Source organism: Amycolatopsis sp. NPDC104587, from assembly GCF_055583645.1.
In genome coordinates this window covers 173727-195574 of record NZ_JBVJNO010000009.1, presented here as the reverse complement: position 1 = coordinate 195574, position 21848 = coordinate 173727, and the positions used below count along the sequence as shown (strand labels likewise).

The following is a 21848-nucleotide window of genomic DNA, read 5'->3' as shown; positions in this document are numbered from 1 at the left end:
CGCGAGGCACAGGCGGAGGAGAGCACCCCCCCCCCCCCCCTCCCCCCTCCCCCCACCCCAACCCCCCCCCCCCCCCCCCCCCCCACCACTGCCTCGCCCCCGACCCTCGGTCCACTGTGGACCCGTGGCGGTACGAGGTCACCTGGCAGCGCCTGCCGGACCGCTCCCAGCCGCCCGCTGGGCGATGGCTCGTGCTCGGCGACGACGACCTCGCGGCGGCCCTGGGCACCGAGAGTGTCCCGGACGGTGTGCTGTGCGTGTCGCCGTCCGTGGACGACCTGGTGGCGACGCTGTACGCGTACCCGGACGCCCGCGTCTGGGTGGCGACCCGCGGTGCCGTCGCGGTCGACGCGACGGAAGCCGTGGACCTCGCCGCCTCGGAACTGTGGGGCTTCGGCCGCGTCGCGGCCCTGGAGCGGCCGCACCAGTGGGGCGGCCTGATCGACCTGCCGCCCGGAACCCCGGTGGACGCCCTGCTCGGCGTGCTCGGCGGCGACGAGGACCAGGTGGCGATCCGCGCCGACGGGACGTTCGGACGGCGGCTCGTCCCGCTGCCGGGCGGCTCGGCCCGGTGGACGCCGCGAGGCACGGTCCTGATCACCGGCGGCACCGGCGCGCTCGGCGGGCACGTCGCCGCGTGGGCGCTGACCGCCGGGGCCGAGCGCGTGGTGCTGCTCAGCCGCGGCGGCGGTGCCAGTGACGACCCGCGGATCATCCCGGTGGCCTGCGACATCACCGATCGGGACGGGGTCGCCGAGGTGCTGGCGCTGTACGCGCCCGACGCCGTGGTGCACGCCGCCGGGGTGCCTGGCGGGTTGCACCGGATCGACGAGTTCGACCGGGCCCACTACGACGACGTGCTGGCCGCGAAGGTCGGCGGCGCGGTTGTACTCGACGAGCTGCTGGACGACCGGCCGCTGGACGCGTTTGTGCTGTTCTCCTCCATCGCCGGGGTGTGGGGAGCCGCCGGGCAAAGCGCGTACGCCGCGGCGAACGCCGTGCTCGACGCCGTGGCCGGCAACCGCCGCGCCCGAGGCCTCACCGCGACCGCGATCGCCTGGGGCGCCTGGGGTGGCACAGGCATGGCGGCCGACGGCGAGGCCGAGCTGCGCCGCCGTGCCGTGCTCACGATGAAGCCGGAATCCGCCGTGCGCGCGCTGGCCGAGGTCGTCGGCAGCGGCCGGACGGCGGCCGTCGTGGCCCGGATCGACTGGCCACGCTTCGGCGCGCTGTTCACCGCCGCGCGACCGAGCCCGCTGCTGTCGCGGGTCGTCGAACCGGCGGAAGAGAACACCACCGCGGCGCCGGTGGCACACCGTTCGGCGGCCGAGCTCGTCGAGCTGGTGCGGGCCGAGGCCGCCGCGGTGCTCGCGCTCGCCGGGCCGATCGACGGGGAGCAGGCGTTCCGGGACGCCGGGTTCGACTCGCTGACGTCCGTGGAACTGCGCGACCGGCTCAGCGCGGCGACCGGGATCCGGCTGCCGGCCACCGTCGCGTTCGACCACCCCGACGCCCACCGGCTCGGCGCGTTCCTGCACGCCGAGCTGAGCGGCGCGGCCCCCGTGTCCGAACCGGCCGAGCAGCGCGCCGCCGCCGACGAACCGATCGCGATCGTCGGCCTGGGCGTGCGGCTACCGGGCGGCGTCGAGACGCCGGAGGAGTTCTGGGACCTGCTCGCCGAAGGCCGGGACGTGATCGGCGCGGCGCCGGACGACCGCGGCTGGGACCTCGACCCGGAGTTCGACGCGGCCGGCACCCGCGGCGGCTTCCTGAGCGACGCGGGGTTGTTCGACGCCGGGTTCTTCGGCATCAGCCCGCGCGAGGCCCTGGCCATGGACCCGCAGCAGCGGTTGCTGCTGGAGACGTCGTGGGAGGCGCTGGAACGCGCCGGGATCGCACCCAAGTCGGTGCGCGGCAGCGAACTCGGTGTCTTCGTCGGCGCGGCGACGCAGGCCTACGGAATGTCCTCACCGGACTCGGCCGGCTTCCTGCTGACCGGCGTCTCGTCGAGTGTCCTTTCCGGACGGCTGTCCTACGTCCTGGGGACGCAGGGCCCGGCGGTCACCGTGGATACGGCGTGCTCGTCGTCGCTGGTCGCGCTGCATCTTGCCGCACAGTCGCTGCGGTCGGGAGAGTGCTCGACGGCCCTCGCGGGCGGGACCACCGTGATGGCCACGCCGACCGGGTTCGTCGAGTTCGCCCGGCAGGGCGGCCTGGCCGCGGACGGCCGGTGCAAGCCCTTCTCCGCCGACGCCGACGGCACCGGCTGGGCCGAAGGCGTGGGAGTCGTGGTGCTGCAACGGCTTTCCGAAGCGGAGCGCGACGGCCGGGAGATCCTGGCGGTCCTGCGCGGCAGCGCCGTCAACCAGGACGGCGCGTCCAACGGGCTGACCGCGCCCAACGGTCCGGCGCAGGAGAAGGTGATCCGCCAGGCGTTGGCCAACGCGCGGCTGGAACCGTCCGAAGTGGATGCCGTGGAGGCGCACGGCACCGGCACGGTGCTGGGGGACCCGATCGAGGCGCAGGCGGTGCTGGCGACCTACGGCCAGGGCCGCGAGACGCCGTTGTGGCTCGGCTCGGTGAAGTCGAACCTCGGCCACACCCAGGCCTCGGCCGGGGTGATCGGGGTGATCAAGATGGTCCTGGCGATGCGGCACGGCGAGCTGCCGCGAACCCTGCACGCCGAGCGCCCGACCGGCCAGGTCGACTGGTCGAGCGGAGGGGTCCGGCTGGTGACCGAGCGGACCGGCTGGCCGGGGACGGGCCGTCCGCGCCGGGCCGGGGTGTCGTCGTTCGGCATGTCCGGGACGAACGCGCACGTCGTCCTGGAGGAAGGACCGCGGACCGAGCCGGTCGCGGAACCGCCTGTCGCCGGGCCGGTTCCGCTGGTCGTCTCGGCGCGGACGGAGTCCGGTTTGGCCGCGCAGACGGCGAAGCTGGCCGAGCACCTGGAGACCGGCGCGTCGCTGGTCCGGACGGCTCGCGCGCAGGTGACCGGCCGTTCGGTGTGGAACCACCGGGCGGTCGTGGTCGCGGAGTCCGCCGTGGACGCTGCGGCCGCGCTGCGGGCGGCGACCCCCGTGACGGCCGGGTCCGGCCGGACGGTGCTGGTGTTCCCGGGCCAGGGCGCCCAGTGGCCCGGCATGGGCCGCGAACTGTGGGAGTCCGAGCCGGTCTTCGCCGCGCGGATGGCCGAGTGCGAGCGCGCGCTGGCGCCCTTCGTGGACTGGTCGCTGCGCGACGTCGTCTTCTGCGGGCCGCTGGACCGGGTGGACGTCGTGCAGCCGGTTTCGTGGGCGGTGATGGTGTCGCTGGCCGCGTTGTGGCAGTCGTATGGGCTCAAGCCGGACGCGGTGCTCGGGCATTCGCAGGGGGAGATCGCGGCGGCGTGCGTGGCCGGTGCGCTGTCGCTGGCGGACGCCGCGAAGGTGGTCGCCCGGCGCAGCCAGGTGATCGCCACCGGGCTGGCCGGCCGCGGCGGCATGCTGTCCGTGGCGATTTCCCCGGGCGAAGTCCCCGAGGGTGTCGAAATCGCCGCGGTGAACGGGCCGCGTTCGGTGGTGCTCGCCGGTGAACGCGATCTGTTGACGGAACTGGAGGAACGCTACCGGCGGGAAGAGATCCGGGTGCGCCGGATCGACGTCGACTACGCCTCCCACACCGCCCAGGTGGACGCGGTGGCCGACGAGATCCGGTCGCGCCTCGGCGCGGTGGAGACCGTCACGCCCGAGATTCCGTGGATGTCCACTGTGGACGTCGAGTGGGCCGGTGCGGTGGATGCCGGTTACTGGGTGCGGAACCTGCGTGAACCGGTGCGGTTCTCGGCGGCCGTCGCCGAACTCGGCGGATTCGGTCTGTTCGTCGAGTGCAGCCCGCACCCGATCCTCACCGCCGCGGTGCTCGACACGCTGCCCGGCGCGGCCGCGGTGGGTTCGCTACGCCGCGACGACGGCGGCCGCACCCGGTTCCTCCGCTCACTCGGCGAAGCCTTCGCCCACGGCGCCGACGTCGACTGGACCACCGTGGTGCCCGACGTGCCTCCGGTGGCCGTGCCCACCACGGTGTTCGAGCGGCGTCACTACTGGCTGCTCCCGCGCCCGGCCGCCACCGGCTCGCCGCTCGCGCACCCGATCCTCGACGGCGTCGTCGACAACCCGGCGACCGGCGGGCTGGTGCTCACCGGCCGGCTGTCGACCACGCTGCACCCTTGGCTGGCCGACCACATCGTGGCCGGGGAAGTCCTCGTGCCCGGCGCGGTGCTGGCCGAACTGGCCCTGCAGGCCGGCGTGCTCGCCGGGCACCCCGGTCTCGAGGAACTGGTCATCGAGGCCCCGATCGCGCTCGACGCGCGCCCCCGCCGCATCCAGCTGGTGACCAACGGCCGCGAGCTGAGCATCCACGCGCGGACCGAGGACGGCGACTGGGCGCGACACGCCACGGGCACCCTGGGCGCGGCCGCCGAACCGACCCCCTTCACCCCGGCCGGCGACCCCGTCGACGTCGGTGAGTTCTACGCCGAACTCGCCTCCCTCGGCTACGACTACGATTCGGTTTTCCAGGGAGTGCGAAGGGTTTGGCGCCACGGCGAGGAGATCTTCGCCGAGGTGACCCTGCCGGAGGCACCCGCCGGGTACGCCGTGCACCCCGCGCTGCTCGACGCCTCCCTGCACGCCGCCGCGCTCGGCGGCGCGGACGGCGTGCGCCTGCCGTTCGCCTGGAACCGGCTGGCCGTGCACGAAACCGGCGCGACCACCGTCCACGCCCGGCTGACGCCGACCCCGCACGGGATCGCGCTTGCCCTGCAGGACCCGGCGGGCGCCCCGGTGCTCACGCTCGGCGAGCTGGTCACCCGCCCGGTCGCGACCGACCCGCTCTACGGCCTCGACTGGGTCGAGGCACCGCTCACGACCGCGTCCACGGCCTCCTGGCCGATCCGCCGCGTCGCCACCGACCGGCCATTGCGCCTGGTCCTCGACGAGGTGCTGGAGCTGCTGCGGGCCGAAGAGCAGCTCGTCGTCGCCACGTCCCAGCCGCCCGACGAGCCCGTCGCCGCGGCGGTGTGGGGCCTGGTCCGCAGCGCCCAGGCCGAGCACCCCGGCCGGTTCCTGCTGGCGAACGACGCCCCGGAGCTGCCCGCCCTGGTCGCCGCGGCGCTCGACGCCGGGGAGACCCAGCTCCTGATCGAGCACGGCCGCCCGCGCGTCCCTCGGCTGACGCGAGCCCGCGACGAGGGTGACCCCTTCGCCTGGGACCCCGACGGCCTGGTGCTGATCACCGGGGGCACCGGGACGCTCGGCGGTCTCGTCGCGGAACACCTCGTCGCCGAACACGGCGTGCGGAACCTCGTGCTCGCGTCCCGGTCCGGCTACGACGCCGGCCTGGCCGAACGCCTGCGGGCGGCCGACGTCCGCTTCGAAACCTGCGACGTCTCCGACCGCGAGCAGGTCCGGAAGCTTCTCGACCTGGCCCCGAAGGTCGTGATCCACGCGGCGGGCGCTCTCGACGACGGGCTGCTGGCCACCTTGACCGGCTTCGACGCGGTGTTGCGTCCGAAGGCCGACGCCCTCGACCACCTCGACGAGCTGAGCCGCGATCTCGACGCGTTCATCGTGTTCTCGTCCGCGGCCGGCGTGCTCGGGTCCGCGGGACAGGCCAACTACGCCGCCGCCAACGCCTACGCCGACGCCGTGGTGGCGAAGCGGCGGGCGGCCGGGCTGCCGTCCTGGTCGCTGGCCTGGGGCTTCTGGACACCGCCGTCCGGCATGACCGGGCACCTGAGCGGCGCGGACAAGGGAAGGATGACCCGGGCCGGGCTGTCCGGCATCGCCCCCGCGCAGGGACTGCGGATGTTCGACGCGGCTCTGCGCTCGCCGCGTCCGCTGCTGGTGCCGGTCGTGTTCGACCTGCCGAAGCTGCGCGAGCAGGGCGACCGGATCCCGCCGGTGCTGCGCGCGCTCGCCGGGCCGTCCCGGCGCACGGCGGCCCCCGAGCGTGACCTGCTGGCGCTCGTGCGCCGTGAAGCGGGCGCGGTGCTGGGTTCGGAGCCGGTGCCGCCGTCGACGGCCTTCCGCGACCTCGGCTTCGACTCGCTGACCGCGGTCGAGCTGCGCAACCGGCTCGCCGCGGCGACCAAGCTCCGGCTCCCCGCGACCACCGTGTTCGACCACCCCAGCGCGACCGCACTGGCCGAGCACCTGCGCGAACGTCTGGCGGGCACCACGGCGGTCTCTGCAGCAGCGGTGCCGGTGGCGACCACCGAGCCGATCGCGATCGTCGGCCTCGGCCTGCGCCTGCCCGGTGGCATCACCGAGCCCGGCGAGTTCTGGGACCTCCTTTCCAGCGGCGGCGACGCCATCGGCGGCTTCCCGGCCGACCGCGGCTGGGACCTGGCCGCGCTCTACGACCCGGACCCCGCCACCCCCGGGACGACCTACACCCGCCACGGCGGCTTCCTCGACGGCGCGGGCGACTTCGACGCGGGCTTCTTCGGGATCAGCCCGCGCGAGGCGCTCGCGATGGATCCGCAGCAGCGGTTGCTGCTGGAAACCTCGTGGGAGGCCCTGGAACACGCGGGCGTCGACCCGACATCGTTGCGCGGCAAGGAAATCGGGGTCTTCACCGGCCTGATGTACCACGACTACGCGAGCGGGACGCGCGCCGAACACCTCGAAGGCCTGCTCGGCACCGGCACCGCGGCCAGCGTCGCGGCCGGTCGTGTGGCGTACGTGCTCGGGGCGCAGGGCCCGGCGGTCTCGATCGACACCGCGTGCTCGTCGTCGCTCGTGGCGCTGCACCTGGCCGCGCAGTCGCTGCGATCGGGGGAGTGCTCGATGGCGCTGGCCGGCGGCGCCACGGTGATGGGCACCCCGGGCGGGTTTGTCGAGTTCGCCCGCCAGCGCGGCCTGTCCCCGGACGGGCGCTGCCGCTCGTTCTCCGCCGACGCCGACGGCACCGGCTGGGCCGAAGGCGTCGGCGTCCTGGCGCTGCAACGGCTGTCCGACGCCCGGCGTGAAGGCCGCGAGATCCTGGCCGTGCTGCGGGGAAGCGCGGTGAACCAGGACGGCGCGTCGAACGGGCTCACCGCACCGAACGGGCCCGCGCAGGAGAAGGTCCTCCGGCAGGCACTGGCGAACGCCGGACTGACACCGTCCGAAGTGGACGCCGTCGAGGCACACGGCACCGGCACGGTACTCGGTGATCCGATCGAGGCGCAGGCGGTCATGGCGGTCTACGGCCAGGACCGATCCGAACCCGTGCACCTCGGCTCGGTGAAGTCGAACCTCGGCCACACGCAGGCCGCGGCCGGGGTCACCGGCGTGATCAAGATGGTGCTGGCGTTGCGCGAAGGCCTGCTGCCGCGCACCCTGCACGCCGCCACCCCGAGCGCCAAGGTCGACTGGACCGCGGGGGCGGTGGCGCTGCTGACCGAACCCGTCGCCTGGCCGCGCGGCGAACGCCCGCGACGCGCGGGAATCTCCTCGTTCGGCGTCTCCGGCACCAACGCGCACGTGATCATCGAAGAAGGCCCGCGGCGGGAACCCGAGGCCGAGACGGCGACCGGCCCGGTGCCGCTCGTGATCTCGGCCCGCACCGAAACCGGGCTCGCCGCGCAGGCCGAGCGGATCGCCGCGCACCTGCACGCCGACCTGCCCGCCGTCGCCCGGACCCTCGCCGCGCGGGCGCACTGGGAACACCGGGCGGTCGTCGTCGCCGAGGATCCCGCACAGGCCGCCGAGGCCCTGCGGTCACTGCCCGCGTCCGTCCCGGCGGGCGACGGCGCAGTGGCGTTCGCCTTCGCCGGGCAGGGCGCGCAGCGGCCGGGGATGGGCCGAGAGCTTTACGAAGCGTTCCCCGTGTTCCGCGACGCGTTCGACGCCGTGTGCGCCGAGTTCGCCTTGCCGCTGCGTGAGATCGTCTTCGAAGGCGGCGACCTGGACGCCACGGTGCACACCCAACCGGCGCTGTTCGCGGTGGAAGTGGCGATGGCGGAGTTGCTGGCGGCGTGGGACATCCGGCCGTCGGTGCTGCTGGGCCACTCCATCGGCGAGCTGAGCGCCGCCCACGTCGCCGGGGTGCTGACCCTGCCGGACGCGGCGAAGCTGGTCGCCGCGCGTGGCCGGCTGATGCAAGACCTGCCTGGCGAGGGCCGGATGGTCGCGGTCGCCGCCGGGGAGGCCGAGGTCCGCGCCCTGTGCGGTGACCTCGATCTGGCGGCCGTCAACGGACCGGCCTCCGTGGTGCTCTCCGGCGACGGCGACCGGATCGCCGAGGCCGTCGGCACGCTCACCGAAGCCGGCCACCGGTGCCGGGACCTCGCCACCGGCCACGCGTTCCACTCGGTGCTCATGGAACCGATGCTGGCCGAGTTCCGCGCGGTCGCCGCGGCACTGGACTTCCGCCCGCCCACCGTGCCGCTGATCTCTTCGGTGACCGGGAAACCGTTGTCCGACGACGAAGCCTGCTCGCCGGACTACTGGACCGCCCAGGTGCGCCGGACGGTCCGGTTCGCCGACGCCGTGGCCGCGTTGCCGGTGCGCACCGTGCTGGAGCTCGGTCCCGGCGGCACCCTGACCGGCCTGATGGCGGGTCTCGCCGACGGCCCGGCCGCCGTCGCCGTGACCCGCCGGGACCGCCCGGAGGCCGAATCCGCGCTCGCCGCCGCGGGCACGGTGTTCACGCGCGGAGCCGACGTCGACTGGGCCGCCGTGCTCCCGGCCGGACCGAAGGCACCGATGCCGACGACCACCTTCGAGCACCAGCGGTACTGGCTGCCGCCCGGCGCCGGCGACGCGGCCGGGCTCGGGGTGGACCACGTGCGGCACCCGATTCTCGGTGCGGCCGTGGACAACCCCGAAACCGGCGGGATCGTGCTGACCGGCCGTGTTTCGCTCGCGGCCCAGCCGTGGCTCGCCGGGCACGTCATCTCCGGGACGGCGCTGCTGCCCGGTGCCGTGCTGGTCGACCTCGCGCTGCAGGCGGGCGCCCGGGTGGGCTGCCCGGCGGTCGCCGAGCTCGTCGTCGAGTCGGCGCTGGTGCTCGAACCCCGGGAAACCGCGACGGTCCAGGTGATCGTCGGAGCGGCCGAGGATGGTCGGCGCCCGGTGGCCGTCCACGCCCGGACCGGGGACCGGTGGACCCGCCACGCGAGCGGCACGCTCGCCCCCGCGACCGCCGCCCCGGACCGGCTCACCGAGTGGCCGCCTGACGCCGAAACCGTGGACGTCACCGACTTCTACGAGCGGCTGGCGGACCAGGGCTACGGCTACGGACCGGCTTTCCGAGGGGTGCGCGCCGCGTGGCGGCAGGGCGCCACGCTGTACGCCGAGGTCACCCTGCCGGACTCGCTCGACCCGGCCGGGTTCGGTCTCCACCCGGCGCTGCTCGACGCCGCGCTGCACGTCGGCGCGCTGGACGCGGGCGACCCGCGGCTGCCGTTCGCCTGGACCGGCGTCAAACTGCACGCCCGCGACGTCACCGCGGTCCGGGTCCGGCTCACCCCCGCTGGCGGCGGGGCCGCGCTCGCGATGTTCGACTCACACGGCGATCCGGTGCTGACGCTGGACTCGCTGCTCAGCCGCCCGGCCGCACCCGGCTCCCGCGTGGACGACCTGTACGCACTCGACTGGGTGCGGCTGCTGGCCGCCACGGAGGCCGCGACCGACGGGTGGCTCGTGCACCGGGTCGAGGCGCCGGACGTCCGGCAGGCCGTCGCGGCGGTGCTGGCGGACATCGCCGAGGCCGAGGAGCAGGGCCGGAACCTGGCGGTGGTCACCGGCCCGGCGCGGGAAGACCCCGTCGCGGCCGCGGTCTGGGGTCTCGTCCGCAGCGCGCAGACCGAAGACCCCGGTCGCTACCTCCTCGCCGAACTCGGCGACCCGGCGGAGTTGCCCTTGGCCGTCGCGGCCGGGGAACCGCAGGTCGCCGTGCGCGAGGGCGGGGTGTGGGTGCCGCGGCTGGCCGCGTTCGACGGCGTCGGCGCGTGGGCGTTGGAGGTCACCGGGTCCGGGACTGTCGACGGGGTGGCCGCGCGCCGCAGCCCGGACCGCCCGCCGGCGGCGGGGGAGGTCCGCATCGAGGTGCGGGCCGCGGGCGTGAACTTCCGTGATGTGCTGATGACGCTCGGCCTCTATCCCGGCGAGCCGGTGCTCGGCAGCGAGGCGGCCGGCGTCGTCACCGAGGTCGGCCCGGACGTGGACTTCGTGCCGGGACAACGGGTTTTCGGGCTCTTCCCGCGCAGCTTCGGCCCGGTCTCGACCACCGACGCGCGCCTGGTCGCGCCGATCCCCGCGGAATGGACGTTCGAGCAGGCCGCGGCGGTGCCGGTGGCCTACCTGACCGCCTACTACGGGCTCGTGGACCTCGGCGGTCTCGGTACCGGCACGAAGGTGCTGGTGCACGCGGCGACCGGCGGGGTCGGCACTGCCGCCGTGCAGCTCGCCCGGCACCTCGGTGCCGAGGTGTTCGCCACGGCGAGCACACCCAAACACGCGCTGCTCCGCGAGAGCGGCCTCGCCGACGACCACATCGCCGACTCGCGGACCACCGGGTTCGAGCGGCGGTTCCCGCCGGTCGACGTGGTGCTCAACGCGCTGACCGGGGAGGCCGTCGACGCGTCGCTGCGGCTGCTGCGCCCCGGTGGGCGGTTCCTGGAGATGGGCAAGACCGACGTCCGCACCGGCATCCCCGGCTACCAGGCGTTCGATCTGAACGAAGCCGGACCGGACCGGATCGGGGAGATGCTGACGACGCTGCTCGGGCTGTTCGCCGACGGTGCGCTGGTGCTGCCGCCGATCACCCGGTGGGACGTCGGCCACGCCGTCGACGCCTTCCGGGCGATGTCCCAGGCCCGGCACGTCGGCAAGAACGTCCTCACCTTGCCCCGGCGGCCGGACCCGGCCGGATCGGTGCTGATCACCGGCGGTACCGGCGCGCTGGGCGGCGTCGTGGCGGAACACTTCGTCACCACGTACGGCGTGCGCAGCGTCGTGCTGGCCGCACGCACGGCTCCGGAGGCGACCGAACTGCGCGAGCGGCTCGAGGCCCTCGGCGCGGAGGTGATGCTGCTCGCCTGCGACGTCGCGGACCGGGACCAGGTGCGTGCCCTGCTCGACGCCGTCCCGGCGCCGCTGACCGCCGTGGTGCACGCGGCGGGCGTGGTCGCCGACACGACGGTGTCCACAATGGACGCCGACTCGGTGGACCGGGTGCTCCGGCCGAAGCTGGACGCCGCGCTGCACCTCGACGAGCTGACCCGCGACCGGGCCCTGGCCGCGTTCGTGCTGTTCTCCTCGGCCGCCGGGGTGCTCGGCGGCGCCGGGCAGGGCAACTACGCCGCCGCGAACGCGGCCTTGGACGCCCTCGCGGCCCGGCGGCGCGCCGCCGGGCATCCGGCCGTCTCACTGGCCTGGGGCGCGTGGGACACCGGCATGGCGGCCCGGCTGACCGAGGTCGACGCCGACCGGATGAGCCGTTCGGGAGTCCGTGCGCTGGCCCCGGACCGAGCCATGCGCCTGCTCGACGCCGCACTGACCGCGCCGAGAGCGGACCTCGTGCCCATCCGGCTGGACAAGCCCGCCCTCCGCGCACGAGCGGGAGACCTGCCTGCCGTGCTCTCCGCGTTCGCGGGCGTCGCGCCCGCGCCGAAGCGGTCCCGGCTCGACCTGACCGGGCTGGCCGAGCCGGAACGGCGGGCGCGCCTGCTCGACCTCGTCCGCACGGAGGCCGCCGCCGTGCTCGGCGGGGAAATCGGCCGGACCCGGTCCTTCCGCGACGCCGGGTTCGACTCGCTGACCGCGGTCGAACTGCGCAACCGGCTCGGCGCGGCCACCGGCGCGGCTCTGCCCGCGACGGTGGTCTTCGACCACCCGAACGCCACGGCGCTGGCCGGGCACCTGCACGACCAGCTGGCCGAGCCCGCCACCGAACCCGCCTGGCCGGCCCGGCTCGACCGGCTCGGCGCGGAGCTCGGCGCGCTCGACGCGGCCGATCCCGCGGTGGCCGTCGTGGCCGCGCGCCTGCGAGAACTGCTCGACGCGCTCCCGGTGGCGGAACCGGCGCGCAACGGCGACCTCGACGAGGTCACCAAGGACAACCTCTTCGAATTCCTCGACCAGGAACTCGGGTGACGGCGGTGGAGGCCGGTGTGGACGACAAGAGCGTCGAGTACTTCAAGCGGATGACCGTCGAGCTGCGCCGGGCCCGGGACCGCGTGGCGCAGCTGGAGGCCGAGCGCGGCGAGGCCGTCGCGATCGTCGGGATCGGCCTGCGGCTGCCCGGCGGCATCGCCGAGCCCGGGCAGTTCTGGGACCTGCTCGCGCACGGCCGCGACTCCGTCGGCGAGTTCCCCGCCGACCGCGGCTGGGATCTGGACGCGCTGTTCGGCACCGGCAAGTCGGTGACCCGGCGCGGATCGTTCCTGCACGACGCGGGCGCGTTCGACGCGGACTTCTTCGGCATCTCGCCCCGCGAAGCGCTGGCCATGGACCCCCAGCAGCGGCTGGTGCTGGAAACCGCCTGGGAGGCCCTGGAACGAGCGGGGATCGACCCGACCTCGTTGCGGGGCAGCGATCTCGGCGTCTTCATCGGCGCTTCCATGCAGTCCTACGGGATCGGTGCCGAAGGCGAGTCGGAAGGGTTCCTGCTCACCGGCACTGCTCCGGCGGCGCTGTCCGGCCGCGTCTCGTACGTGCTGGGGGCACAAGGGCCGTCGCTCACGGTCGACACGGCGTGTTCCTCGTCCCTGGTGTCGCTGCACCTCGCCCAGCGCGCCCTGCGAGCCGGCGAGTGTTCGACCGCGCTGGCCGGCGGGGTCACGGTGATGGCCACGCCTGGTGTGTTCACCGAGATCTCCAAGCAGGGCGGCCTCGCCTCCGACGGGCTGTGCAAGTCGTTTTCCGCCGACGCCGACGGCACCGGCTGGTCCGAAGGGGCCGGAGTCCTGGTGCTGCAACGGCTTTCCGACGCGCAGCGCGCCGGAAAGCCGATCCTGGCGGTGCTGCGCGGTTCCGCGGTCAACTCCGACGGCGCGTCCAACGGGCTGACCGCGCCCAACGGCCCGGCGCAGCAGCAGGTGATCCGGCAAGCGCTCGCCGACGCCGGCGTCCAGCCGTCCGAAGTGGACGCCGTGGAGGCGCACGGCACCGGGACCGTGCTCGGCGACCCGATCGAAGCGCAGGCGCTGCTGGCGACCTACGGGCAGCAGCGCCGCGGCCGGCCGCTGCTGCTCGGGTCGGTCAAGTCCAACCTCGGCCACACCCAGGCGGCGGCCGGGGTGGTCGGGGTGATCAAGATGGTCCTGTCCATGCGGCACGAGCTGCTGCCGCGCACGCTCAACGTCGAACGGCCCACCGACCAGGTCGACTGGTCGCGCGGCGAGGTCGAGCTGCTGACCGAGCCGGTCGCCTGGAAGCCCGACGGGCACCCGCGGCGGGCCGCGGTGTCCTCCTTTGGCGTCGCCGGGACGAACGCGCACGTCATCCTCGAAGAAGCTCCAGCCGGGACCGAGGAACTGCCCGCTGAGGCACCTGGGGCTTGGCCGCTCGTCGTCTCGGCGCGGTCCGCCACGGCGCTGGCCGCCCAGGCCGCGAAGCTGGTCGAGCACCTGACGACGACCCGGGCGGAGCGGGCGGGCGTCGCCCGGGCGCTGGTGACCGGCCGGGCGCGCTGGGAGCACCGCGCCGTCGTGCTCGGCGCGGACCCCGTCGCCGGGCTGCGGGACCTCGCCGCGGGCCGGACCTCGGCCGGGGTCGTCACCGGCGAGGCGGCCGAGGAGCCGAAGACGGTGTTCGTGTTCCCCGGCCAGGGCGCGCAGTGGGTCGGCATGGGCCGGGACCTGTGGCGCGCCCAGCCGGTGTTCGCGGCCCGGATGGCGGAGTGCGAGCGTGCGCTGGCGCCCTGGGTGGACTGGTCGCTGCGGGACGTGGTGCTGGGCGCGGGGTCGCTGGACCGGGTCGAGGTGCTGCAGCCGGTCACCTTCGCCGTGATGGTGTCCCTCGCCGCGCTGCTGGAGTCCTGCGGGGTGCGGCCGGACGCGGTGGTCGGACACTCACAGGGGGAGATCGCGGCGGCGTGCGTCTCGGGCGCGCTGACGCTGGAGGACGCGGCGAAGGTCGTGTCGCTGCGGGCGGCGGCGGGCGCCGAACTGGGCCGCGGCGGGGGACTGGTGACCGTCGGCCTGCCGGTGGAGCAGGTGGACGTCCCGGACGGGATCGAGATCGCCGCGGTCAACGGCCCGGACTCGGTGGTGCTGGCCGGGAGCCACGACGCGATCGCCGAGGTCGAACAGCACTACCGCGAGCGCGGGGTGCGGGTGCGCGCGGTGGCGTCTTCGTTCGCCTCGCACACGCGCCACGCGCAACCGATCGCGGACCGGGTGGTGGAGCTGCTGGCCGACGTCCGCGGCCGCGTGCCGACCGTCCCCTGGATGTCCACTGTGGACGCCGACTGGGTGCGGGAGCCACCCGGCGCCGGGTACTGGGGACGCAACCTGGTCCACCGGGTGCGCTTCGCCGACGCCGTCGCCGAGCTGGCCGGGTTCGGGCTGTTCGTCGAGGTGAGCACCCACCCGGTGCTGGCTTCGTCGATCTCCGGGACGTTGCCGGATGCGGCGGTCACCGGGGTGCTGCGCCGCGACGACGGCGGCCCGGACCGGCTGGCCCGGACCCTGGCGGAGCTGTTCGCCCACGGCGCCGACGTCGACTGGACGTCGGTGCTGCCCGAGGTCCGGCCGGTCCCGGTGCCGACCACGGTCTTCGAGCACCGGCACTTCTGGCTGCGCCCCGAGACCCACGGCGACCCCACGCGGCTGGGTCTGGAAGGCGTGCGGCACCCGGTGCTCGGCGCGGCCGTCGCGAGCCCGTCCGGCGGCCTGGTGCTGACCGGTGAGCTGTCCCGGGAGACGCAGCCGTGGCTGTCCGAACACGCGGTTTCGGGCACCGTGCTGGCGCCTGGATCGCTGTTCGTCGAACTGGCGGTGCAGGCCGGCCGCCGCGTGGACCAGCCGGTCGTGCGCGAGCTGGTGATGGAGACGCCGCTGGTGCTGGGCGCGGAGAAGGTGGCGGTGCAGGTCGCGGTGAGCGGCCGCGCCTTCGAGATCCACTCCCGCCTCGGTCCGGAGTGGACCCGGCACGCCACCGGCACACTCGGCGCCGAAGCGGACGTCCCGGAACCGCCGGGGCCGTGGCCACCGGCCGGTGCGGAACCGGTGGGGCTGCAGGACTTCTACGCGAAGCTCGCCGATCTGGGGTACGACTACGGCCCGGCGTTCCAGGGGCTGCGCGCGGCGTGGCGGGCGGACGGGTGCTTCTACGCCGAGGTCGCGATCGAGGCCGAGCCGGGCGGGTTCGCGATCCACCCCGCCCTGCTGGACGCGGCCCTGCATCCCGCTTTCCTCGCCGACGGCGAGCCGGGGATCGCCTTCGCGTGGAAGGACGTCGCCGTGCCCGGGACCGCCGGGTCCGCGGTGCGCGTGAAGCTGACCGTCTCGGCGGACGGTGTCGCGGTCGTGATCGCCGACGAGACGGGCGCGCCCGTGTTCTCGGCCGGATCACTGGTGACACGACCGGTGTCGTTCGCGCCGAAACCCCTGGTGGTGGACTGGGTACCGGTTTCGCCGGTGCCGGGACCGGTCGAACTGCCCTCGGCCGGCGAGGTGACGGACGAGCCGTGGGCGGTGCTGCGGGCGGGCGACCTCGGTGACGTCCTCGACGCACTCCAGCGGTTCGGCACGGGCCCCACGCGGCTGGTGGTCGTCACGCGGGACGCCGAGACGGACCCGCGCGCGGCTGCGGCGTGGGGCCTGGTGCGCAGTGCCCAGGCCGAGCTGCCGGACCGGTTCCTGCTCTTGGACCTCCCCGGCGACGAGATCCCCGACGTGCTGGACACGGGGGAGTGGCAGTTGGCCGTGCGGGACGGCTCGCTCGTCGCGCCCCGGCTGAAGCGGCTCGAGCACACCGGCGAAGCCGCCCCGCTCGACCCGGCCGGGACGGTGCTGATCACCGGCGGCACCGGCGTGCTGGGCGGAACCGTCGCGAAGCACCTCGTTGCCACGCACGGGATCCGCCGGCTGGTCCTGGCTTCGCGGACCGGCGCGAACGCGTCGCTGGTCGCCGAGCTGGCGGCGGCGGGGGCGTCGGTGCGCACTGTCGCGTGCGACGTCACCGATCGGGACCAGCTGCGCGAGCTGGTCGCGTCGGCCGGGCCGCTGACCGCGGTGGTCCACGCCGCCGGCATGTTCGACGACGCCCTGATCGACGACCTCACGCGGGAGCGGCTGACCGCCGTGCGGCGACCGAAGAGCGAGGCCGCCGAATACCTCGACGAACTCACGCGCGAGAGCGACCTGCGGGCGTTCGTGCTGTTCTCGTCGGCCGCGGGGGTGCTGAGCAGCCCCGGCCAGGGCGCCTACGCCGCGGCCAACGCGTCCCTGGACGCCCTCGCCGCCCGCCGCCGCGCGGCCGGTCTGCCCGCGACTTCCCTCGCGTGGGGCCTGTGGAGCTACCGGGAAGCGGACGAGCAGCGCACGGCTCGCGAAGCGCAGTGGACCGCCCGGTCAGGACTGCGCGTGATGCCGGAAGAGACGTGCCTCGCGCTGCTGGACGCGGCCCTGACGTCGACCGAGCCGGTCCTGGTGCCCGTGCTGCTCGACCATGCGGCGCTGCGCGCGGGCACGGTCGACCCGCTGCTGCGGGACCTCGCACCGCGCACGGCCGCGCCGAAGCCGGGTGCGCCGGACCTCACCGGCCTGGACGCCGGGGCGAAGCTGGAGGTGCTCACCGACCTCGTCCGCCGCGAGGCGGCCGTCGTCCTGGGCCGGGACACCGAAGACGGCGGGCTCGGCGCGACGAAGGTGTACCGCGAAGCGGGGTTCGACTCCCTGACGGCGGTGGAACTGCGCAACCGGCTCAGCCGGGCCACGGGGGTGCAGCTGCCGGTGACGTGGGTGTTCGACCACGCCACCCCGCGCGCGGGCGCCCAGGACCTGCTCGCCCGGCTCGACCACCCGCGCGAAACCCCGTCGTCCGGCCGCGACTTCGCCGGTGTCTACGCCGCGCTGGCGGAGAGCGGGCAGTACCCGGCCGCGACCGCGCTCGCCTCGGCCGCCGCCGCGGTCCGCGAACGAGGGACGACGGTCGAGGAATTGGCCGCCGGCGTGCGCGTCACGGAACTGGCGCGCGGACACCTCATGCCGAAGCTCATCTGCCTGCCGTCGATCTCCACCTGGGAGCCGGTGCTGAACTACAGCGCCATGGCGGCGCACTTCGCCGGCGTCGCCGACGTGACGGTGATCGTGCCGCCCGGGTACACGACGGACGCGCCGGTGGCGGCGTCGTGGACCGCACTGGTCGACACGCTCGCCGACGCCGTCGGCCGGGCCGGCGGTGACGAGCCGTACGTGCTGGTCGGCTACTCGTCAGGGGGCGCCCAGGCGCACGCCGTGGCCGCCGCGATCGAGCGCGCCGGCGCCCCGCGGCCCCTCGGCGTGGTGCTGATCGACACCTACACCGGCGACCACATCCCGGTGCGGCTGCAGCAGTTCTTCCAGCGGCAGTACCAGGAAGTGACGCGGCGCGAGAACTATTCGTTCGAGAAGATCACCGCGTCCGCGCTCTACATCGGGCTGCACAACGAGGAATGGCGCCTCGACCCCGCGCTGTCCGTGCCGGTGCTGATGCTCACCGCCGTCGCTCCACCACAGACGCCCGCCGGCGCCGATCCGCTCGAGGACGCCGAGTGGCGCCACGCGTGGCCGCAGCCGCACGAGAACCAAGTCCTCGACGGCGACCACTTCACCATCATGGCGAAACACGCCGACCAGGTCGCCGACGCCATCCGGACGCGGTTCGCCCGGCCGTGAGCCGTCGTTCGTGCGGCACTGCCGTCAACCGGGAGTCAGCGACGTGGCGAGAGACGCACCTCCAGGGTGTCGAGTCCGAAGTTGATGATGGACTGGTTGTACTCCGGAGGGGCGTCCAGGCCGGGCGGTGCGGCTCGTCGCGCGAGAACCGTGAACAGGCAAGCCAGTTCGACACGAGCCAGCGGGGCGCCGATGCAGTAGTGGGGACCCCAGCCGAACGCGAGATGGCGGTTCGGTGATCGGCGCAGGTCCAGCCGGTCCGGCGCCTCGAACTCCGTCTCGTCCCGGTTCGCCGCCGGTGGCCACACCACGACCCGGTCACCGGCGCGGATGGTCCGGCCCGCCAGCTCGACGTCGCGAGTCGCCGTGCGCAGCACGTGCAGGCCGACCGAGGTCCACCGCAGCAGCTCCTCCACGGCGAGCGCGGAATCGCAGCCCGGCGCGGCCAGGGTCTCCCACGCCTCGGGGTGGTCGATGAGCGTGAGCATCGCCATCGTGGCGGTGTGCCGGACGGTCTGGATTCCCCCCACCAGGATGTTGTCGCAGTTGAGCAGCACCTCCTCGAGCGGGAGCAGCTCATCGTCGACGCGGTGGGTGGCCAGGGTGCTGATGATGTCGTCCTGCGGGTCGGCGCGACGCCGAAGGGCCAGCTGGAACAGGTACGGCAGCAGGTTCTGGTGCGCGGCGCTGCGGGTGGCCGGCGTGGTGCCCAGGAACGCCGCGTCGCACAGGCGGACGACGTGGTCTCGGTCGCCTTCGGGGACACCGATCAGGTCGCACATCACCGCCAGCGGCGTCGCGGTGCTGATGCCGCGCACGAAGTCGGTGTCGCCACGCTCCATCGCGGCTTCGACGACTTCGCTCGTCAGCTGGTGTACCCGGCCGGTGAGTTCGGTGGCCTTGCTCTTGGTGAAGAACGGCAGGACGAGCCGGCGCAGGTCGCGGTGCTTCGGGGGATCGGTGAGCGCCATCATCTTGCCGGCGCCGGCGGGTGTGTTGCCTTTTCCCGCGCCGAGCAGGGACCCGCTCTGCGAGCTGAACGTCGCTGCGTCGTTGAGCACGGCGCTCGCGAGCCGGTGTGACAGGACGCACCACAGTGGTCCCTCTTCCGCGGATTCGATCAGGTGCACGGGTGCCGCGTGACGCAGCTCGCGCAGCACCCGGTGGCAGTCCTCGGCGGCCCAGAACGCGGGATCGGTGAGGTCGAGGGTGGTGGCCACTCCGGTCATGGCTTCTCCTGGAAGGTCTTGGGCGCGGGCCCGGCGCCGGGGTTCAGAGCCGGGCGGTGAGCAGTTCGGTCGTGGTACGGGCCACCGCGCGCACCGCCGCCGCGCCCGACTGCAGGATCAGGTGGCCCGCCGGCAGCTCGGCCGTGGTGACGTGACCCGTGCACAGCTCGTGCCACGCCTCGGCGTCCCGGCGCGACAACGAGGTGTCGTCGGTGCCACGCACGACGTGCAGAGGCTGCCCGTAGACCGGTTCGGCCCGATGGCGGTAGGAGCCGAGCAGACCCAGGTCGGAGCGCAGGACGTGGCGGGCGTGTTCGCGCAGCACCGGATGCCGCAGGATCGCCGCCGCGTGGTCGTCGTCACCGAGCAGGAAGTCGATGAGCTCGTCGGCGTCGGCGGCGGTCGTGCCACCCGGCGAATCCAGGGTGTGGGGCGCGGCGAACCCGAGCACGGTGCAGGCGAGCGGGGCGGACACCGGTGCGAGGGCGCGGGCCGTCTCGTAGGCGAGCAGGCCGCCGATGCTCTGTCCCAGTACGGCCCAGGGCCGGTCGAGGGATGTCACGACCGCGTGCGTGACCGAGTCGAGGAGTGCGTCGAACGTCGGGGGCGGTGGGTGGTGGGCCCGTCCGGCGCGGCCGGGCATGCGCAGGGCCCAGACCTCGACCTGCTCGGGCAGTTCGCGGGCGAGGTCGGCGAAGGCCGGTGCGTCGCCGCCGGCGTGCGGGAAGCAGTAGAGCCGGACAGCGGCGTCCGGCCGGGGTTCGGGCAACCAGAACCAGTCGCCCCGGGTGGCCGGGTTCGGCATGGTCTTCTGCTCCTTCCGGGGCGGTCGGTCAGGACACGGGAGCGGCGGTGCACCAGGACATGTCGTCGGTCAGCCAGCCGGCTCGGCCCAGCCCGGTGGCGGTGAGGTACAGGTCCAGCTCGGCGTCGTCGAGGAACTGCACGTGCTGCAGGTGGGTCCACTCCCGGCCCCGCCAGCTGTAGTGCATGAGGGCGCGCACGAGGTGCGGGGTCAGGTGGTCGGCGCGCACGAGCGTCGCGGTCAGCTCGTCCCATTCCCGGGGTTCACCGACCCCGGTGAACCATTCGGGCAGCGCGCGTTCGATGATGACCTGGCCGCCGTCCCGGACGTGCCGGCGCGCGGTCGCGAGCATCTCGTACCGCACCTCGGCGTCGGTGAGGTTGACCAGGCAGGAACCCAGCACGACCGCGTCGAAGCGGGTGCCGAGGTCGAGGTCGGTGATCTCGGCGCACACGGTCTCGGCGCCGCGGATGTGGGCGAGCATGTCGGGACTGTGGTCGACGGCGACGACCTTGTGGCCGAGCTCGACGAGCGGATGGGTCAGCCGACCGGCGCCGGCGCCGAGCTCGAGCACGAACGCCGAAGGCGGCAGCGCGCTGTTGACGACGTCGGGCGTGCGACCGGCGCGGAGGATGGAGTACAGCTCGACGGGGTCACCTTCGGGGCTGAACGCGCCGGGGCCGGTGCCTTTCTGGCGGGACATGGGCAGACTCCTAACTGGACGTTGACGAAGAAGTTTCCGAGCGGACGCCGGGTCGAGCGTCCGTTCGGCGCCGCAGGACGAGGGTGACGCCGGCGGTGAGCAGCACCACGAAGCAGACGGCCAGCAGCAGGCGGTAGGGCACGGCTTCGATGAGCAGTGCGCCGACCGGGATGGAAAGTGCTTGCGGGCCCAGGATCGACAGGTCGGCGGCGGTGGCGACCCGGCCGACGAGGTGGGGTGGGGTGTCCCGTTGCCAGGCTGTGGTGTAACCGACGACGAGCCAGGGCACCCCGACGCCGAACGCGGCGAACGCCGCGAACACGACGACCGGCGACTGCTGGGTCATGCCGAGCGCGCCCAAGGCCATCCCGGCCAGCCCGGCCCCGGCGGTCGCGGACTCGCCGAGCCGCCTGATCAGCACCGCCGCGGTGGCGCCGCCGGCCACGCTGCCGACGCCTTGGACACTGGTGAGCACGCCCAGGAACGACGCGGGCTTGCCCAGCCCTTCGCTGACGACGGCGAAGTCCGAGCTGTCGAAGAACCCGACGACCCCGAACGCCAGGCCGATCGCGGTCGTCATCACCACCAGCCGCGGCTGGGACCACAGGTGGGTCAGCCCGGCGCCGACCCTCCGCACCACACTCCGCGGGACGTCGGCGGACGCGGGCGCGGCCTCGGCGACCCGTAGCCGGAGCAGCGTGACCGCGGCCAGCAGGAACACGACCGCGACGACGAGCGCCAGGGTGCGGCCCCCGAGGAAGGCGTACAGCCCGACCCCGAACAAGGGACTGACGACCCGCATCACCTCCCCGGCGGAACGCAGGTAGGCGTTGGCGACGGCCAGGTCGTCGTGGGCGACCAGGGTCTTGACGATTCCGGCTTGGGCGGACCGCAGGAAGACGGCGGCGAGGCCGTACGCGCCGGCCACGACGTAGATCAGCCACAGGCTCGAGACCGAGCGCACCAGCAGCAGCGACGGCACCAGGACGACCGCGGCACAGTTGACGGTCAGCAGCACCGATCTGCGGCGAAGGTGATCGACGGCGTACCCGATCAGCGGCCCGAAGGCCACCGGCAGGACCACGCAGAAGAACACCAGCCCCGCCGCGGAGTTGCTGCCGGTCAGGTCCTTGGCCCACACCCCCAGCGAGAGGAACAGGCTGTTGCTGGCGAAGCCGGTCAGCACCTGGAAGCAGAACAGCACGCGGAACGCGGGATCGCGCAGCATCCGAACCCTCCTCCCGGCCGGCCGAAGGC

At 74.3% G+C, this 21848-nt stretch carries 6 protein-coding genes; 2 read left to right on the top strand and 4 right to left on the bottom strand.

Translation table 11 applies throughout. From position 1 onward, the window contains the following. Window positions 1-116: 116 nt before the first annotated feature. Together ACZ61C_RS28455 and ACZ61C_RS28450 are read left to right on the top strand one after the other, a co-directional pair. Complete coding sequence (locus tag ACZ61C_RS28455) at window positions 117-12125, top strand: SDR family NAD(P)-dependent oxidoreductase (protein WP_465310905.1); 12009 nt, start codon at window positions 117-119, stop codon at window positions 12123-12125. Next, the gene (locus ACZ61C_RS28450) at window positions 12122-17854 is read left to right on the top strand and encodes an SDR family NAD(P)-dependent oxidoreductase (protein ID WP_465310904.1); all 5733 of its coding nucleotides are present in this window, start codon (window positions 12122-12124) and stop codon (window positions 17852-17854) included. Before ACZ61C_RS28455 ends, ACZ61C_RS28450 begins: the two co-directional genes overlap by 4 nt. Before the next feature lie 35 nt (window positions 17855-17889). Here the strand turns inward: ACZ61C_RS28450 and ACZ61C_RS28445 are convergent, their stop codons facing one another. The 4 genes from ACZ61C_RS28445 to ACZ61C_RS28430 are packed head-to-tail and all read right to left on the bottom strand — an operon-like array spanning window position 17890 to window position 21819. Next, on the bottom strand, window positions 17890-19083 hold the full coding sequence (locus ACZ61C_RS28445) for a cytochrome P450 (RefSeq protein WP_465310903.1): 1194 nt from the start codon (window positions 19081-19083) through the stop codon (window positions 17890-17892). A 43-nt stretch (window positions 19084-19126) separates the two neighbouring features. Next, window positions 19127-19888 (bottom strand): thioesterase II family protein, encoded by a 762-nt coding sequence (locus ACZ61C_RS28440; protein ID WP_465310902.1) that lies wholly within the window; start codon window positions 19886-19888, stop codon window positions 19127-19129. Between the two features lie 28 nt (window positions 19889-19916). Beyond that, a complete protein-coding gene (locus tag ACZ61C_RS28435; protein WP_465310901.1) occupies window positions 19917-20591 on the bottom strand; it encodes a class I SAM-dependent methyltransferase in 675 nt (224 codons plus the stop codon). Window positions 20592-20601: 10 nt separating this feature from the next. Beyond that, a complete protein-coding gene (locus ACZ61C_RS28430) occupies window positions 20602-21819 on the bottom strand; it encodes an MFS transporter (protein ID WP_465310900.1) in 1218 nt (405 codons plus the stop codon). Between the last annotated feature and the right edge of the window lie 29 nt (window positions 21820-21848).

What these genes read in the sequence shown, in the direction of transcription:
- ACZ61C_RS28445 (WP_465310903.1), bottom strand. Translation starts at nt 19,083, where the DNA reads ATGACCGGAGTGGCCACCACCCTCGACCTCACCGATCCCGCGTTCTGG.
- ACZ61C_RS28440 (WP_465310902.1), bottom strand. Translation starts at nt 19,888, where the DNA reads ATGCCGAACCCGGCCACCCGGGGCGACTGGTTCTGGTTGCCCGAACCC.
- ACZ61C_RS28435 (WP_465310901.1), bottom strand. Translation starts at nt 20,591, where the DNA reads ATGTCCCGCCAGAAAGGCACCGGCCCCGGCGCGTTCAGCCCCGAAGGT.
- ACZ61C_RS28430 (WP_465310900.1), bottom strand. Translation starts at nt 21,819, where the DNA reads ATGCTGCGCGATCCCGCGTTCCGCGTGCTGTTCTGCTTCCAGGTGCTG.